Source organism: Xanthomonas sp. NCPPB 2922 (genome assembly GCF_041520885.1).
Taxonomy (GTDB): Bacteria; Pseudomonadota; Gammaproteobacteria; order Xanthomonadales; family Xanthomonadaceae; genus Xanthomonas; species Xanthomonas campestris.
In genome coordinates this window covers 153,496-169,278 of the sequence record NZ_JBGOFY010000007.1, presented here as the reverse complement: position 1 = coordinate 169,278, position 15,783 = coordinate 153,496, and the positions used below count along the sequence as shown (strand labels likewise).

12 protein-coding genes are annotated in these 15,783 nt (G+C 66.1%); 9 read left to right on the top strand and 3 right to left on the bottom strand.

Annotated elements, in window-relative coordinates:
• The first annotated feature begins 3 nt into the window (after window positions 1-3).
• Together ACD584_RS10830 and ACD584_RS10825 are read left to right on the top strand one after the other, a co-directional pair.
• A complete protein-coding gene (locus ACD584_RS10830; RefSeq protein ID WP_076037134.1) occupies window positions 4-819 on the top strand; it encodes an NAD(P)-dependent oxidoreductase in 816 nt (271 codons plus the stop codon).
• Window positions 820-1,454: 635 nt separating this feature from the next.
• Window positions 1,455-2,402 carry a YiiG family protein gene (locus tag ACD584_RS10825; protein WP_076037132.1) on the top strand — a complete coding sequence of 316 codons (948 nt, stop codon included), beginning with the start codon at window positions 1,455-1,457 and terminating at the stop codon, window positions 2,400-2,402.
• 227 nt (window positions 2,403-2,629) lie between these two features.
• On the opposite strand, the gene ACD584_RS10820 is transcribed toward ACD584_RS10825, so the two are convergent.
• A complete protein-coding gene (locus ACD584_RS10820) occupies window positions 2,630-3,502 on the bottom strand; it encodes an ion transporter (protein ID WP_012437465.1) in 873 nt (290 codons plus the stop codon).
• A gap of 72 nt (window positions 3,503-3,574) precedes the next feature.
• On the opposite strand from ACD584_RS10820, the gene ACD584_RS10815 reads away from it, so the two are divergent.
• On the top strand, window positions 3,575-4,801 hold the full coding sequence (locus ACD584_RS10815; protein WP_042597573.1) for an acetylornithine transaminase: 1,227 nt from the start codon (window positions 3,575-3,577) through the stop codon (window positions 4,799-4,801).
• Between the two features lie 366 nt (window positions 4,802-5,167).
• Here ACD584_RS10815 and ACD584_RS10810 read toward each other — a convergent pair whose 3' ends face one another.
• Window positions 5,168-5,785 (bottom strand): HAD-IA family hydrolase, encoded by a 618-nt coding sequence (locus ACD584_RS10810; protein WP_115006858.1) that lies wholly within the window; start codon window positions 5,783-5,785, stop codon window positions 5,168-5,170.
• 293 nt (window positions 5,786-6,078) lie between these two features.
• Here ACD584_RS10810 and ACD584_RS10805 point away from each other — a divergent pair, with 293 nt between their 5' ends.
• The 6 genes from ACD584_RS10805 (at window position 6,079) to azu (ending at window position 12,893) form a co-directional block, all read left to right on the top strand.
• Complete coding sequence (locus ACD584_RS10805; protein ID WP_175611865.1) at window positions 6,079-8,358, top strand: TonB-dependent receptor; 2,280 nt, start codon at window positions 6,079-6,081, stop codon at window positions 8,356-8,358.
• Window positions 8,359-8,490: 132 nt separating this feature from the next.
• Window positions 8,491-10,098 (top strand): NAD(P)/FAD-dependent oxidoreductase, encoded by a 1,608-nt coding sequence (locus ACD584_RS10800; RefSeq protein ID WP_175611677.1) that lies wholly within the window; start codon window positions 8,491-8,493, stop codon window positions 10,096-10,098.
• Window positions 10,095-10,520, top strand: a complete 426-nt coding sequence (locus tag ACD584_RS10795; RefSeq protein ID WP_076037128.1) for a cytochrome c — start codon at window positions 10,095-10,097, stop codon at window positions 10,518-10,520. The genes ACD584_RS10800 and ACD584_RS10795 overlap by 4 nt, the downstream gene beginning before the upstream one ends.
• A 25-nt stretch (window positions 10,521-10,545) precedes the next feature.
• The gene (locus ACD584_RS10790) at window positions 10,546-11,049 is read left to right on the top strand and encodes a RidA family protein (protein WP_012437470.1); all 504 of its coding nucleotides are present in this window, start codon (window positions 10,546-10,548) and stop codon (window positions 11,047-11,049) included.
• A 32-nt stretch (window positions 11,050-11,081) separates the two neighbouring features.
• Window positions 11,082-12,281 (top strand): pyridoxal phosphate-dependent aminotransferase, encoded by a 1,200-nt coding sequence (locus ACD584_RS10785; protein WP_076037127.1) that lies wholly within the window; start codon window positions 11,082-11,084, stop codon window positions 12,279-12,281.
• Window positions 12,282-12,443: 162 nt separating this feature from the next.
• Window positions 12,444-12,893 carry an azurin gene (azu, locus tag ACD584_RS10780; RefSeq protein ID WP_011038376.1) on the top strand — a complete coding sequence of 150 codons (450 nt, stop codon included), beginning with the start codon at window positions 12,444-12,446 and terminating at the stop codon, window positions 12,891-12,893.
• A gap of 69 nt (window positions 12,894-12,962) precedes the next feature.
• Here the strand turns inward: azu and ACD584_RS10775 are convergent, their stop codons facing one another.
• A complete protein-coding gene (locus tag ACD584_RS10775; RefSeq protein WP_076037126.1) occupies window positions 12,963-15,728 on the bottom strand; it encodes a LuxR C-terminal-related transcriptional regulator in 2,766 nt (921 codons plus the stop codon).
• Window positions 15,729-15,783: the final 55 nt, after the last annotated feature.

Below are 15,783 nucleotides of genomic sequence, written 5' to 3'. Positions count from 1 at the left end.
CCCATGACGTTATCCGGCAAAACCCTGTTCATCACCGGTGCTTCGCGTGGGATTGGCCTGGCGATTGCGTTGCGTGCGGCGCGCGATGGCGCGAACGTGGCCATTGCGGCCAAGTCGGCGGTGGCCAACCCCAAGTTGCCGGGCACCATCCACAGTGCGGCGGCGGCGGTCAACGCGGCGGGCGGGCAGGGGCTGCCGCTTAAGTGCGACATCCGCGAAGAAGACCAGGTGCGCACGGCGGTGGCCGCAACCGTGGATACCTTTGGCGGCATCGACATCCTGGTCAATAACGCCAGCGCGATCTGGTTACGCGGCACCCTGGACACGCCGATGAAGCGCTTCGACCTGATGCAACAGGTGAACGCGCGCGGCAGCTTCGTCTGCGCGCAGGCCTGCCTGCCGCATCTGTTGCAGGCACCTAACCCGCACATCCTCACGCTGGCGCCGCCGCCGTCGTTGAACCCGGCATGGTGGGGCGCGCATACCGGCTACACGCTGGCCAAGATGGGGATGAGCCTGGTTACCCTGGGGCTGGCCGCCGAGTTCGGGCCGCAGGGCGTGGCCATCAACGCGCTATGGCCTCGCACGGTGATTGCCACCGACGCAATCAACATGCTCCCGGGCGTGGACGCGGCCGCTTGCCGCCGGCCCGAGATCATGGCCGATGCCGCGCATGCGGTGCTGACGCGCGATGCGGCCGGGTTTCATGGTCAGTTCCTGATCGATGACGAAGTGCTGGCACAGGCCGGCATTACCGATCTGTCCGGCTACGCCGTGGACCCACAGCGTGCGCTGCTACCGGATCTGTTTCTGGAGTGACCACGGCGGGTTCACGGCCGCGTTTGCTATCGTGCGCTGCTGAAATCGTTTTCAACAAGGATGTGTGCCGGTGTGCGTGCTTGGGAAAGGAGCCGTCGTTGGAGTGTCTGTGGGCGTCAAGGTTGCGGCGCAGCCAGGTCAGCGGCATGTCAGTCCGAGGGTCTCTCCGTTCGGTAGCGCGACGCAGCACCGTTGCGCTTGCGAGCGCACGGCTGTAGCTGACGCAGCCGGTGCATTCTCCGGTAAGGCTGCGGCGCGCCGAGCTGCTGCGCGATACGTGCGCGCGGACGGGATGCCTCAGTTGACTGCACACATTCACGGCAGATCTCGCCGCGGTCGGCCCATCAAGGGCGCTGGCGTTTACCTTGTGGCCGCGTCGGCCCTGACGACCTCGTGGATCGGCATGCGCTCGGCAGCCTGGGCCTGCAGCGAATCTTCAGCGCTCCCCTTTCGGCAACCCACCGGTCGGGCGTGCATGGCACTGCCGCACCGGCAATCCACATGCCCGCATCTACACGCGTGCATGCCGTGAAGCATGTACCGCCATCCAATCACGGCCTCATCGGTGGGGACGCTACGTCCGCCCACTGTGGCCATCGCATCGCGCATTCCTACATCAACCCCATGGAGCTCTCATGACCCCGCATTCCCGCCTTGCGCCACTCGCCACGGCAATTGCATTTGCCGCACTGCTCGCCGGTTGCCACAAGGGCGACACCGCCGCCGCTGCCGTGGAAGGCGCCGACAAGATCAATGCCTACATCGCGTGTTTCAACGCGGTGGAGCAGCCACTGCACGAGAGCTACCAGCAATACATTGGCTGGATGAAAGACCCGGAGGCGGGCCCGACCGGCAAGGAATCGCAGATCCGCGGCCCGGGCACGGTGTTGTCGCATCGGGTCGAAGCCTGCGGCGCGCCAATGACCGCCGCGTTGGCGGAGCAACCGGCCAACGCGCAGCTGGATCCGGCAGCCAAGGCCTACCAGCAGCGCTTCACCGCGCTCAACGAGCGCATCGAAGAGGCCGCGCGTTATTACGACCGCGAGGACTATCGGCGTGATGACGCCAAGGGCATGCAGGCGCTGCACGCACCGCTGATGCAGGCCTACAGCGCGTTCTTCGAGGCTGGCGAGGCCATGGACGCGGCGCTGGAGCGCAACGAAGATCAACGCCGCAAGCAGCAGCTCGATGCGATTGAAAAGGACGAAGGCCGCAGCGCTGCCTGGTACCACCTGAAGATCATCGGCGAAGGCAAGCAGTTGGTGACCACGCTCAATAGCGACACGCCTGATCTGGCCGCCGCGCAAACGCAGCTGACCCGTTACCAGGGCATCCTGGAAGAGGCGCAGAAGGCGAAGATTGGTGATGGCGACCCGATGTGGGGCCATATGGAACGCTCCGCCGACAAGCTGGTCAGCGTGGCGGCGCGCCGCATCGAACGCGTGCGCAACAACGAGCCGTTGAGCCGCAGCGACCAGATGCTGCTGGAGAGCAACAGTTCGCTGCCGCCGGCCGGCACGCGACAGGCGCTGCTGGCGAGTTACAACGACCTGATCGACATGAGTAACCGCATGACGCGCTGAGTTGGGCGAGGACGCGCCTGATGAAATGGGCGCGTTCTTTTTGTTGCACGCATGTCCACTTTTTCTGACCGGCGGCCGTCATGGATGACGGAGCAGCCGCGCATCCTTACATGAAGTGGCGCGGCAATTGCGCTGGAGTAACAGCGCACGCTGACGCCAGTACAGCAGGCGCGCACACGCAGATGTCGTCGCACGCGACGGCACACCTCACCGCGTGCGCGTTTGCCTCAGTGAGTGAACGCAGCAGGGAGTGGCCCGGCACATTGCCGGCAGAACCGTGCGTCGGGCTCGTGGCCTTCCAGCCCGCAGGCCGGGCAGCCGCGCGCGTCGTGGTGCTGGGCGTCGTCCTTGCGCCGCAGATTGCTTGCCAGTTCGGCGGTGTAGATGCCGGTCGGCACGGCGATGATGCTGTAGCCGATCAGGATCAGCGCCGAGGTCACGAAGCGGCCCAGCGTGGTCTGCGGAACGAGGTCGCCAAAGCCCACCGTGGCCATGGTGACGATGGCCCAGTACATGCTGGTCGGGATGCTGGTGAAACCGTGCTGCGGGCCTTCGATCACGTACATCGTGGCGCCGGCAATCACGGTGATGGTGAGCACTGTGAACAGGAACACCAGCACCTTGCGCCGGCTGCGCCAGAGCGCATCGAGCAACTGGCCGCTTTCTTCCACGTAGCGGGTGAGCTTGAGGATGCGGAACAGCCGCAGGATGCGCAGCACGCGCACCACCAGCAGCGTCTGCGCGCCGGGCACGAAGAACGACAGGTAGCTGGGCAGGATCGAGAGCAGGTCGATCACGCCCCAGATGCTCAGCGCATAGCGCAGCGGTCGCCGTACTACCGCCAGGCGCAGCGCATATTCGATGGTGAACACCACGGTAAACGCCCATTCCAGCGGCACCAGCCAGTGCGCGGACTGCGCGTGGATGCGCGGCACGCTGTCGATCATGATCACCACCACGCTGGTGAGGATGGTGACCACCAGCAGCAGGTCGAAATTGCGCGACGGGCGGGTGTCGTGGCGGTAGATGATGTCGAACCACTGGCGACGCCAACCGTCGGTGGTGGCGGGATTGAGCTGGGGGTCGGAAAGCGGTCGCATGCGTGCATTGTGCCGCAGGCCGGCGAATGCGCGAGAATGCCGGTCTCCCTCCGCTTCCTCGACCCTGCCATCATGAGCACCGCTGCCGATTCGCCCCTGTCCCTCGCGCATTACTACCTGCCGGTGTACCGCCCGCGCCAGGTGGTGCTGGAGCGTGGCCAGGGCAGTCGCGTGTGGGACGACCAGGGCCGCGAATATCTGGATCTGTCCTCCGGCATCGCGGTCAGCGGGCTGGGGCACAACGATCCGGACCTGATGGCTGCGCTCACCGAGCAGGCCGGCAAGCTGTGGCACACCAGCAACGTGTTCTTCAGCGCGCCGCCGCTGAAGCTGGCCGAAGAGCTGGTCACTGCCTCGCGCTTTGCGCAGAAGGTGTTCCTGTGCAACTCCGGCACCGAGGCCAACGAGGCGGCGATCAAGCTGGTGCGCAAGTGGGCCAGCAGCCACGGTCGGCCGGCCGACAAGCGGGTGATCGTCACCTTCCGCGGCAGTTTCCACGGCCGCACGCTGGCCTCGGTCACCGCCACCGCGCAGCCCAAATATCAGGAAGGCTACGAACCGTTGCCGGGCGGATTCCGCTACGTGGATTTCAACGATGTGCCGGCGCTGGAAAGCGCCATGGCCAGCGGCGATGTGGCGGCGGTGATGCTGGAGCCGATCCAGGGCGAGGGCGGGGTGATGCCGGCCGCACCGGGCTTTCTGGCCCGCGTGCGCGCGCTGTGCGATCAGCACGACGCACTGCTGGTGCTGGACGAGATCCAGTGCGGCATGGGCCGCACCGGCAGCCTGTTCGCGCATTGGCAGGAGCAGGTCACCCCGGACATCGTCACCCTGGCCAAGGCGCTGGGCGGCGGCTTCCCGATCGGCGCGATGCTGGCCGGGCCGAAAGTGGCCGAGACCATGCAGTTCGGCGCGCACGGCACCACCTTCGGCGGCAACCCGCTGGCGGCGGCGGTGGCGCGGGTCGCGTTGCGCAAGCTGGCCTCGCCGCAGATTGCCGAGAACGTGGAGCGTCAGTCGGCCGCCTTGCGCGCCGGCCTGGAAGCGCTGAATGCCGAGTTCGGTGTGTTTGCGCAGATTCGTGGACGTGGCCTGATGCTGGGCGCGGTGCTGGCACCGGCGCATGCCGGCCAGGCGGGCGCGATCTTGGATCTGGCGGCCGCGCACGGCCTGCTGTTGCTGCAGGCCGGCCCGGATGTGCTGCGCTTTGTGCCGGCGTTGAATCTCACCGATGCCGAGCTGGCCGACGGGCTGGCACGCCTGCGCCTGGCGATCGCCGCGTACGTTGCGCAGCACTGACAGCAGCGACTGCGCGTTCTGCGCCATCGTGGCCGGCACCGCGCCGGCCAGCGTGGGGCACTGGCTCGCGTTCTATCGCGGCACGAGAGATTACTTAGATGCGAGCCTCAGCAGCAGCTGGGGCAGTGCCTGTTGATTGCATCGCGTCGTGCGTGCAATCCGTCATGCCTCTGGTCTCTGGCAACTGATGTCAAAACCGATGCGACGCAATGACTGGCCGCTGCCGCTGCGATCGGTTTGCGGCGATCAGCTCGAGTTGCAGTGAGTGGGAAAGCTGCAGCGTGTCTGGGCAAGTTGCGACGCGGCCTAGCAGACACATTCAGAAGCGCTAGGTAGCGCGACGACGCAGAGACACCCCAACCGCGCCTACGCCAGCCCATACCGCTTCAAGACCCGGCGCAATCCGCGTGCATCACGCACGGTGTCCGCTTCCAGGCCGGCCGCGCGTGCGCCGCGCACGTTGACGAACAAATCATCCACAAACAGCGTGTGTGCAGCGCGTGCGCCCAGCTGCGCGAGTGCGCGTGCATACACGCGTGCATCGGGCTTGCGGCCGCCCAGGGCACCGCTGCACAGCACCCGGCCGCGCAGCAGCGGGAACAGCGCCGGCACGATCTGCTCGATCGCCTCGACCATCAGCGGGCCGTTGTTGGTGAGCACGGCGACCGGAGTGTGTGCAGACACGGCAAGCACCTGCGCCACCACCGATGTATCGGCGCGGCAGGCGGCCACGCGTGCCGCCACCCAGGCCGCAGGATCGATGCGCTGGCCCACTGCATCGCTCAAACGGGCCAAGTACGTGGGCGTATCGATGTCGCCGCTGTCGTAGCTGCGCTCCAGCCCCTGCGCGAACAACACGGCGTGCACCTGCGCCGGCGTGCAGTTGGCCATCGCAGCCAGCGCCGCCATGCGTTTGGGCCGCGCATAGCTGGCCAGCACGCCATCGAAATCGAGCAATAACAGGGAGGGACGCGGGGTGGGCATGGCCGTGCTCGATGTGCAACGCGGCAGCGTCGTCGATCCGCGCATGCGCTGGCAAGTCGTCACTACCGCAGCGCACCTCCCCGCATACGGGTAGGGACATTCCAGCTTCATCTAGTTGAATTCGATAGCAGCCTACCCACCTGCGCCGCCCCTACCCTCCGCGCGCGGCATGCGCTGCGGTAGTGCTGGGTATGGTCGAGCTGTACCGCACAGCGCGGTGTCAACCGGGTTGGGGAGCTCCCGGTCATCCAGCACGTCACACGACTCCAGGGGTGGATTGCATGCGCAAGCGCTTGAAGACTGACCATCTGGCGACCTCGGTCGCCGCCGCTCTCACCACGCTCACCCGCCGCCCTGCCGCGGCCTCCATGGCACTGTTGCTGGGTGCCTCCAGCCTGCCAGCCATTGCACAGGAAGCACGCACGCTCGATGCCGTCAGTGTGGTGGGTACCGGCTCCACCCGCACCACCGCCTCCATCTCGGTGGCGGAAATCCAGGCGCAGGTGCCCGGTGTGGCCCCGCAGCAATTGCTGGCCAGCCTGCCGGGCGTGAATGTGCAGACCACCGACCCGTTCGGCCTGTACGAGTTCGGTGATTCGATGACCATCCGCGGGTTTTCCGCCAACCAGATCGGCGTGACCCTGGATGGCATTCCGATCGAAACCTTCGACACCCGCGAAGGCGGGCCGATCACCCGCTATGTGTCCAGCGAAAACCTGCTGGATGTCACCGTGTCTGCCGGTTCGGGCGATGTCACCCAGCCCTCCTACCATGCGCTCGGCGGGGCGATCCGCTACACCAGCCTGCCACCGAAAGGCGGTGATACCTGGAGTGGCAACCTTACCCAGACCATCGGCTCGGACGATCTGGTGCGCAGCTTCGTGCGGCTGGATACGCCGCAGTGGTGGGACGGTGGCCCGAGTGCCTACGTCTCGGCCTCGCGCACGCAGGGCGGGGTGTGGGACATGGAGCCGGCCACGCAAAAGAGCGATCACTTCGAAGCCAAGATCCGCCAGGCCTGGGACGCGGGCAGCCTGACGCTGGGCTGGATCTACAACAACCGCAAGGACTACGACGTGCAGTCGTACAACTCCGATGGCTCGGTGTCGTGGGACCTGCACGAACGCATCACCGGCAACCCCGAGGTGGACGCCGAGCACTACAGCGAGTGGCAGAACGGCCGCCGCGATTCCTTGCTAAGCCTGCATGGCGACTTCCTGTTCAACGATGCGATCGGATTCACCTTCACCGGCTACTACGAGAACAAGCACGGCTATGGCGTTGGCGGAACTCCGCCGAGCACGGCGACCGGTCTGTACAACGACGCCATCGCCGGCACGCCGGGGCGCACCGATATCGCCATCAACGACCCGCAGATTGTGGATGCCGCTGGTAACGTGACCCGCGTTGGTGCGATGACACGGCGCGAGGAAATCATGGGCGGCGACCGCTATGGCGCGACCACCGCGGTGTCGTGGGAAACCGAGCACAACAAACTCGAAGTCGGTGCCTGGTACGAGAACTACGATTTCGATCAGGTGCGGCCGTTGTACAACCTGGACCCGGCCACCGGTGCGTTGCTGAAAAGCGCCTTGCCGATCGTCATCTACTACGACAACCACTTCTCCACCGAAGTGAAGCAGCTCTACATCAAGGACACGCTGCGCCTGCTCGATGACCGGCTCACGCTGGAACTCGGCGCCAAGGGGCTGGATGTCAAACGCGACTACAACGGCATCGCCAATCTCGACGATTTCAATGTCGGCGTGCGCCGCGATGTCACCATCAAGAACAGTGACTGGTTCCAGCCGCAGGTGGGTGCCAGTTTCCAGCTGGGCGATGGCGTGCAGGTGTTCGCCAACTATGCGGAGAACTTCAGCTCCGCACCGCGGCTGGCACTGACCTCGGGCGCGTTCAATCCGGACATCGCGCCGGAAGAATCCACCAATATCGACATCGGCATTCGCGCCGAATCCAGCCAGTGGAGCGGCTACATCGCCGCCTACAAGATCGATTACGAAAACCGCATCATCGCGTTGACCGACCCGGACCCGTTGGTGGTGGCGCCCACGGTGTACGCCAACGTCGGCGACGTGCAGACCTATGGCGCAGAAGTCTCCGGCATGTGGAAGCCGGCACCAGGCTGGCGGCTGGGCGCCTCGCTGACCTGGAACAAATCCGAATTCCAGGACAACTATTTCGGCCCGGTCAGCGGCAGCCTGGTGCAGGTGGAAGGCAATGAAGTGCCGGATTCGCCGAAGGTGATGTTCAGCGTCAACGGCGGCTGGGAGGGCGAGAATTTCTTCGCCAACCTGGACACCAAGTACACCGGCAAGCGCTACGGCGACACGCTCAATACCGATCAGGTGGATGCCACCTTCATCGTCAATGGCAGTGTCGGCTATCAGGGCGGCAGTGACGGGTTTCTGGCCGGCGGCCGGCTGCAACTGTCGGTCTACAACCTGTTCGACAAGGACGACGCGATCGGCGCGGTGTTCCCGAATGAAAGTTCCGGCTCGTATCAGCTGATTGCACCACGGCAGGTGTTTGCGAGTCTTTCGTACAAATTTTGACGGCGCCAACGCGGCCGGTCGTGTTGCCGGCCGCGTGTGTGAGCGGTGCGGCAGGGTGCACGCGGTCGCCGCAGGCACAGCGCACGGTAGTTGGTCGCGTCCGGTCCATGACATGCAGGGGAACACGCGTTGATGCAAGGCAAACACACTGGGGCAATGACACGCCGGCAACTGCTGGCACGGATCGGCATGACCGCGGGCGGCGCGATGATGTATCAGGCGATGAGCAGCCTGGGCATGGCGGCCGAATCCACCTTTACCGGGCCGCTGCAGCTCGATGGTGACGCCAAGGGGGCATCGGTGCTGATTCTCGGTGCCGGCCTGGCCGGCATGACGGCGGCGTTCGAGTTGCGCAAGGCCGGGTACCGCGTACAGGTGCTGGAATACAACGACCGCCCGGGCGGCCGGAACTGGACATTGCGCGGCGGCGACCGTTACACCGAACTCGGTGGCGCGGCGCAGCACTGCCAGTTCGATGAGGGCCATTACCTCAATCCCGGTCCGTGGCGCATCCCGCATCACCACCGCGCGGTACTGAGTTACTGCAAGCAGTTCGGCGTGGCGCTGGAGGCGTTCAATCAGGTCAACTACAACGCCTTGCTGCACAGCCAGCACGGCTTCGATGGCAAGCCGCAGCGCTTCCGCGCCATCGATGCGGACTACAAGGGCCATGTCTCCGAGCTGCTCGCCAAGTGCACCCAGCAACACGCACTGGACAGCCTGGTGAGCAGCGAGGATCAGCAGATCCTGCTCGAATCGCTGCGCACCTGGGGCGCGCTCGACAAACGCTTTGGCTACGTCAAGGGCAAGGACAGCAGCGAGCGCCGCGGCTTTGCGCGCTACCCGGGCGGCGGTTTGTCCGGCAAGCCGGAGTTTTCCGATCCCTTCAGCGTGCAGGACGTGCTGCGGTCACGGCTGTGGACCACGCTGGCGGCCGGGAATAACTACGAAATGCAGACCACCATGTTTCAGCCGGTGGGCGGCATGGACCAGATCGGCAAGGCGTTTGCCCGCCAGCTCGGCAATGCCATCACCTATAACGCCAAGGTCACCAAGATTGATCAGGACGGCAGCGGCGTGCGCGTGTCCTGGCAGGATGCCGCGCGCGGTGGCGCCGAACAGGTGGCCAGTGCCGACTGGTGCATCTGCACGATTCCCCTCTCGGTCTTGAGCCGCATCCCGGTCACCGCCAGCGATGCGATGACCACGGCGATCGGCAAGGTGCCGTACGCGGCGTCGGTGAAGGTGGGGCTGCAGTTCAAGCGCCGCTTCTGGGAAGAGGACGAGGCGATCTACGGCGGCATCAGCTACACCGATCTGCCGATCACGCTGATCAGCTATCCCAGTACCGGCTATCACAGCCCCGGCAAGGGTGTGTTGCTGGGCGCCTACGTCTGGGGTCTGGACGCCTACCAGTTCACCTCGATGTCCCCGGAGCAGCGTGTGCGCAAGGCGGTCGAATACGGCACGCAATTGCATCCGCAATATCCGCGCGAATTCGAAATCGGCATTGCAGTGGGCTGGCATCGTGTGCCGTTTACGCATGGGTGCTTTGGCATGTGGAGCGAGGCCGCACGCGCCGAGCATTACGCGCCGCTGTGCCAGATCGATGGCCGTCTGGCGCTGGCCGGCGAGCACGTGTCTTATATCCCGGCCTGGCAGGAGGGCGCGATCTTGTCCGCGCACGACGTGGTCGGCCGCCTGCATCGCAAGGTGCTTGCCCAAGGAGCTCGCGCATGACGCTGTTCCCCCGTGTGTTCGCTGCGGCAGCGGTGCTGTGCATCGGTGCATTGCTGCTGCCGCCTGGCCTGCACGATGCACGCGCGCAGAGTTCCGATGCCACCGCGTTGTATCCGCAGAAAGGCTTTGCCACCGCCTCCGGCCAGCATGTCTACCAGGCCGTGTGCCAGGGCTGTCACATGCCCAGCGGCACTGGGGCGCAGGGGGCGGGCGAATATCCGGCGCTGGCCGGCAACCCCAAACTCGCCGCCGCGCCGTACGTCACCATGATGGTGCTCGACGGCCACGCCGGCATGCCGGGTTTCGGTGACATGCTCACCGACCGCCAGGTGGCCGAAGTGGTGAGCTATGTGCGCACTCATTTCGGTAATGACCACGCCGAAGTGGTGACCGTCGACGACATCAAACTGCTGCGCCACTGACCGTTTCCTCATGCAAGGAGTTGCCATGTTCCGTCCCGCCGTGATTGCCGCCACCGCCGCCGTGCTGTGGTGTGGAAGTGTTGCCGCCGCACAGGCCGCCGAGGTGATCCGCCACAAGATTCCCAACAGCGATTTCCCGATTGCCGCGGCCGTGGAGGTACCGGCCGGCAAGGCCACCGTGTATGTCAGCGGCAAGGTGCCGGCGGTGGTGGACACCACAGCGCCGAAGGGCTCGGCCGCCGCCTACGGCGATACCAAGGCGCAGACCATCAGCGTGCTTGCGCAGATCAAGCAGCAGCTGGAATCGCTGGGCCTGGGGATGGGCGATGTGGTGAAGATGCAGGTGTTTCTGGTCGGCGATCCGGCCATGGACGGCAAGATGGATTTCAACGGATTCATGGAGGGCTACCGGCAGTATTTCGGCACCAAGGAGCAGCCCAATCTGCCGGCGCGCTCGGCGTTTCAGATCGCCGCGCTGGGCAACCCGTTGTACCGGGTAGAGATCGAAGTGGTTGCCGTGCGTCCTTGAGTTCGTCTTTGTCGCCTTGCTGGAGGTTCACCATGCATACCGCTCTGTCGCGCCGCAGGTTCCTGCGTGATTCCGCCCTGTTTGCCGGTGCCGCCGGGAGCGCCCTGCCGCTGCTGGCCAGCGCCGCCGAACGCTCGGCCGCCATCGCGCCTGCCACAGCGGGCGCCTTGGCGCCGGTGATGATCGGCTCCAACGAGTTTCCCGATGGCCCGTGTGCCGCGGCGATCAAGGCAATCACCCAGATTGCGCCGCAGGGTGGGCGGTATCTGCGTGAGCTGCAGATGGAGCTGATGACCACCCTGGCCGCTGAGCTCAAGCTGCCGGTGAATCACCTGATGGCCTACGCCGGTTCCACCGAACCGCTCGACTACACGATGCTGGCCTTCACCTCGCCCAGTGCCGCGCTGGTCACCGCCGACCCCACCTACGAATCCGGCTGGCGCGCTGCGTCCCGCAACGGCGCCAAGCTGGTCAAGGTGCCGTTGCGCAAGGACTTCTCGCACGACGTGCAGGCGATGTGCGCAGCCGATGCCAACGCCGGCGTGATCTACATCTGCAATCCCAATAATCCCACCGGCTCGGTGACTGCGCGCAAGGACCTGGACTACGCGCTGGCGCACAAGCCCAAGGGCAGCATTTTGGTGGTGGACGAGGCCTACATCCATTTCGCGCAGAGCACCCGCAGCGTGGTGGACATGGTGGCCGCGGGAGAAGACGTGGTGGTACTGCGCACCTTCTCCAAGCTCTACGGCATGGCCGGCATCCGCCTGGGCTACGCGGCAGCACGCCCGGACCTGCTGGCCAAGCTGATGTTCTACAGCGTCAACAGCCTGCCGGTGACCGCGGCCGCGGCGGGCCTGGCCAGCCTGCGCGATGCCACGCTGGTGCCGCAACGGCGCGCACGCACTGCGGCCAACCGCACCGATGTCATCGACTTCCTCACCAAGCAGGGCTATGCCTGCACCGCCTCGGAAAGCAACTGCTTCATGGTCGATGTAAAACAGCCTGCGGCCGGCTTCAAGGACGCCATGGCCACCTTCGGTGTATTTATCGGCCGCAGCTGGCCCGTGTGGCCCACCTGGTCGCGGATCACGGTGGGCACGCCCGAGGAGATGGCGCGCTTCAAGCAGGCCTTCGTGCAGGTCATGGCCGGCAAACGCGGCCCGTTGCCGCTGCCCGACGCCACCGCAAGCGTACAGACGCCAATGGATGCCTTCTTCCGCTACGCCTAGCGCAGGGCGCCGCGTGCGACAAAAACATCGGGCAGGGGTTGCCTGCCGCGTGCCTGCTCGCGGTACCCTGACGGCGCCGACGCATGCGCGCCGCGTCAGGCATCCGGCACCGGCATCTACGTGGCCGGGCAGCGCGCAACCCTTTATTGCAGGAGTGTGTCCTTGAAGCTGCTTTCGACCATTGCCGTGCTTGCGCTGGTGTCATTGGCACCATCAGCGTGGGCGAAGACCTGTGCGGTGACCATCACCGGTACCGACCAGATGAAGTTCGACCAGAGCGCGATCACGATCGCTCCCGATTGCACCGAAGTCGCCGTGACGCTCAAGCACTCCGGCAAACTTGCCGCCACGGTGATGGGGCACAACTGGGTGCTGACCAAGAGCGATGACTTCCAGGCGGTGGCCAACGCCGGCGTGCGCTCCACCATCGCCGACAGCTACCTGCCCAAGGCCGACCCGCGCGTGATCGCGCACACCAAGGTGATCGGCGCGGGTGAAACCGCCACGGTGACCTTCCCGACCAGCAAGTTGAGCAAGGGCGGCGCGTATACGTTTTTCTGCTCGTTCCCCGGCCACTGGGCCATGATGAAGGGCACGCTGCGCTTTGGGTGATGCAGTGCACGCGCTGCATCGCTCTACGCCTGTCGCGCATCCAGCCACGGCTGTGATGCGCGGCTGAACTCAGGGTGTGGTTGGCCCTGTTGGTGGGTCCATCTCGCGCAACAAGCCGCGCTGCAAGGCCTGCGCCAGTGCAGCTTCGCGGCTGCGTGCATCGAGCTTGCGGTACACGTTCTTCAAGTGAAATTTGACGGTGTTTTCCGACAGGTGCAGGCAGCGTGCGATCTGCTTGTTGGAATAGCCGCGCGCCAGTTGCGCAAGCACTTCCAGTTCGCGTTCGCTAAACAGATCGTTGGCCGGATCGTCGTCGCCACTGAGCCTGTCCAGCAAGGCCTGGATGGTGAGCGCGCGGGTGGTGCCGCCCACGGTCTGCGGGTCGTGCTGGCGTAGCGAGCGCAGCATCGCTTTTGCCGGCAGCCCCAGTTCTGCAATGGCTTGCCAGCTGCGGGTCAGCGCAACGTGATCCAGCGCGCTGTACAGATACGGCAATGCCGCGGCCAGTTCGCCACGCTGTTGCAGTACCAGGGCGATGCGTGCGCGGGTGCGTGCCAGGTGGCAGAGGTTGTCGCTGGCAAGGCAGGCCTGTTCGATCTGGCCCAGGATGGTCAGCGCCGCGCTGCTGCGGCCGGCCAAACGATGCCAGCGCGCGAGCGCGAACCCCATCGCTGCTCGGTCGCGCCAGCGGTGCGGCGAGCGCAGGGTATGCGCCAGCCCGGATTCGCCGCCGGTGCGTGCAATCAGCACATCGATGGCGGCGTTGCCCGGGTGCTCCAGCATCACCATCAAGCGCCAGGCGGCGGCCAGTTCGGACAGGCGCGCGAGCTTGCGCCCGTGGGCGATCTGCTCCACGTGTTCCAGCAAAGCGGCCGCGCTGCGACCACTGTGATCGCGCAGGCGCTCCAGCCCCAGCGCGGTGTCGTAGCCGGCGGCCAGCACGTCGGTGCTGCCGTCGTGCTGCTCCAGGATGTCCAGCGCCGGATGCAGCAGGTCGGCGGCATCGTCGTGGTGCCCGCGTTCGTAATGCAATTGCGCCAGCAGGCAGTGTGCGGTGGCCTGCAGGACGCGGTCTGGCTGCGGCGCACGCAGGCAGCCGTTGAGTGCCTGCTGATAGCACGCCTCGGCATCGCCCAGCCGGCCGCGATAGAAAAAACTCTGCCCCAACACCAGCAGCGCATGGCCGGTGCCGAGCTCGCTGCCGCCGCGTCCCATGGCCTCGCGCCCGCCATGCGCATAGCGCTCGGCCAGCGCGAAGCCACCTTGCGCAAGTGCGGTGGCGGCGCAGATGCACAGCAGCATGCCGCGGCCAAGATGGTCGTCTTCGTCCAGTGCGGCCGCCTGGCCCGCGATCTGGGTCAGGCCATGCGGGTTGCCGCAGATTTCATCCAGCCGCTCGCGCAGTGCTGCCACCACCACGGTGTAGTCGCGTTGCAACGGCTCGCGCAGCGAGGCGGGAAAATCGCGGAAGCGCTCCAGCAGGAGACGTGCATGACTGAACTCGCCCAGCTTCATGTGCAGATGCGCCTGGGTGAGATTCAGTGCCGGCGTGTCGCGGATGGTGCGGTGGTCGAAGTGGCGCAGCAGCGCACGCACCTGATGGGTGCCATGGGTGAGCAGCAACTGCCAGGTGCCGGCGCGTGCCACGTAGCTGGCGGCCAGGTCGCCGCATTCGCCGCGCGAGGCGTGGCGGACCGCGTCGGAGAGGTACTGATGTTCGCCAAACCAGCGCGCGGCACGCTGGTGGATCTGCAGCGCGCCGGCGGGGTGTTCGCGATCGAGCAACTGCTGCAGGAAATCCGCGAACAACGGGTGGTAGCGGAACCATTCGCGCTCGCCATCCAGCGGGATCAGCAAGCCATGGAAATGTTCCAGCCCGGCCAGCAGCCGGCCACTGTCGTCGCGCTGGCGCACCGCATCGGCCAGTGCTGCGTTGACCCGCTCCAGCGGGCTGGTGCGCAGCAACAGGTCGCGCGTGTCCGCATCCAGGTCGTTGACCACCTGTTCGGCCAGATACGCCGCAATCTGCGCGTTGCGCCCGGAAAACCGCATGGCCACTTCCTGCTGGCGTTGCGCGCCGACTTCCAGCCACAGCCGGGCCAGATGCAGGGCGACCGGCCAGCCTTCGGTATAGCGGCGTAGTTCGTCCACCACCGGGGCCGCCACCTGCGCACCCAGCAGCGCCTGTGCTTCGTCCTCGTCCAGCGCCAGTTGGGTACTGCCGACGCGCGTGAGCTGGGCCTGCAATTCCAGCCGCGCCAGTGGCAGGCCGGGAACGCGGCGGGTGGACAACAGCAGGTGCAGGCGGCCGCCGGCGTGTTCGATCAGCCGCAACACCAGCTCGTCGATCGCGCTGCCGCCGGGGCGGTCGTAGTCGTCCAGGATCACGCTGATGCGGCGCGGTGCCGCGCGCAGCGCGCGGATCAGTGCATTGAGTGCGTCGCGCGGATCGTGGTCGCGGCCGTGCAGGGCTGGCGCACACAGGGCAGGGTCCGCACCGGCGCCTTGCAGGGCAAGCGCGAGGTGGCCGAGAAAGCGCGCCGGCTCGGCGTCTTCTTCATCCAGCGACAGCCATGCCACGGCGCCCGGCTCGCGCGCCAGCAGCTGCGCGTGCCACTGCGTCAGCAGCGTGCTCTTGCCGAAGCCGGGTGGTGCCAGCAGCAGGGTCAGCGGCCGCGCCTGCGCCTGATCCAGCACGGCCAGCAGGCCGCCACGCACAACCGCGCCGGCACGCGGCAACGGCGGCTCCAGCTTGCTGGCGAGCAGCCAATCGGGAAGGGTGAGGTCGCGCGACGGTGACGGGCGCGGGGTGAGCAACGCAACAGGCTTGAGCATGAGGCGAGGGCGGCCGTGGCAAAGCGTTGGCCGCGTGCCAACCGACACGCCGCGC